Source organism: Rhizobium sp. CCGE 510 (assembly GCF_000292525.1).
GTDB lineage: Bacteria > Pseudomonadota > Alphaproteobacteria > Rhizobiales > Rhizobiaceae > Rhizobium.
The window spans coordinates 1-1,273 of the sequence record NZ_AEYF01000071.1 but is presented as its reverse complement, the minus strand read 5'-3'; the positions used below and the strand labels follow the sequence as shown (position 1 = coordinate 1,273).

Sequence of the window (1,273 nt, the reverse complement as noted above, 5' to 3'; positions counted from 1 at the left end):
CCTCGTGGACCGTCGAGGCGCGCCAACTCGGCTACATCGCAGCTGGAACCTCGGAATGGGGTACCGATCGCCGGCATGCCGGCGAGCTGCTGGCCGATGCTCTGAACAGCCGCGTACCGCAGATTTTCGATACAATCCGGGAGGGCGATAGCGAGCGTCGGGTGCTGAACGTCATCGACACAGAAGCCGCCAAGGAGAAGCTTACGAAGATCAAGACCAGGTTTCAGAGCTGGGTCTGGTCCGACCCTGATCGCACCGATCGGCTGGCACGGGTCTATAACGACCGCTTTAACAATATCGCTCCACACCAATTCGACGGGTCTCACCTGAAACTGCCGGGGGCCTCGGCAGCCTTCGACCTCTACCCGCACCAGAAGCGCGGCATCTGGCGGATCATAGCGGCTGGATCGACCTATCTGGCCCATGCCGTCGGCGCCGGCAAGACGATGACCTTTGCCGCAGCGATCATGGAACAGCGGCGTCTCGGTCTGGTTGCCAAGGCGATGCTGGTCGTGCCCGGACATTGCCTGGCGCAGGCCGCCCGCGAGTTCCTGGCGATCTATCCGAACGCCCGCATTCTCGTCGCCGACGAAACCAATTTTTTGAAGGACAAGCGCGCGCGCTTCCTGTCGCGCGCCGCAACCGCCACCTGGGATGCGATCATCATCACCCATTCCGCCTTCCGGTTTATCGGCATTCCCTCGGCCTTCGAGCAGCAGATGATCCATGACGAACTCGAACTCTACGAGACGCTCCTCACCAAAGTCGAAAGCGAGGACCGTGTTTCGCGCAAGCGGCTCGAGCGGCTGAAAGAGGGTCTGCAGGAGCGGCTGGCAGCGCTCTCGACCCGCAAGACGATCTCTTGACCATCGCCGAGATCGGTGTCGATCAGATCGTCGTCGATGAGGCGCAGGAGTTCAGAAAGCTCTCCTTCGCCACCAACATGTCGACCTTGAAAGGCGTCGATCCGAACGGTTCGCAGCGCGCCTGGGATCTTTATGTCAAATCCCGCTTCATCGAGACCAAGAACCCGGGCCGGGCGCTGGTGCTCGCCTCCGGCACGCCGATCACCAATACCCTCGGCGAAATGTTCACCGTGCAGCGGCTGATGGATCATGCAGCACTGATGGAGCGCGGACTGCATGAATTCGACGCATGGGCGTCGACCTTCGGCGACACGACCACCGAGCTCGAACTGCAGCCATCAGGAAAGTATAAGCCCATCTCGCGTTTCGCGAGCTTCGTCAACGTCCCCGAGCTGATCGCCATGTTC

At 61.1% G+C, this 1,273-nt stretch carries 1 pseudogene; it reads left to right on the top strand.

Features of this window, described 5'->3' with window-relative positions:
* Positions 1–1,273, top strand: a pseudogene (locus RCCGE510_RS32320) (DEAD/DEAH box helicase family protein); the annotation flags it as partial.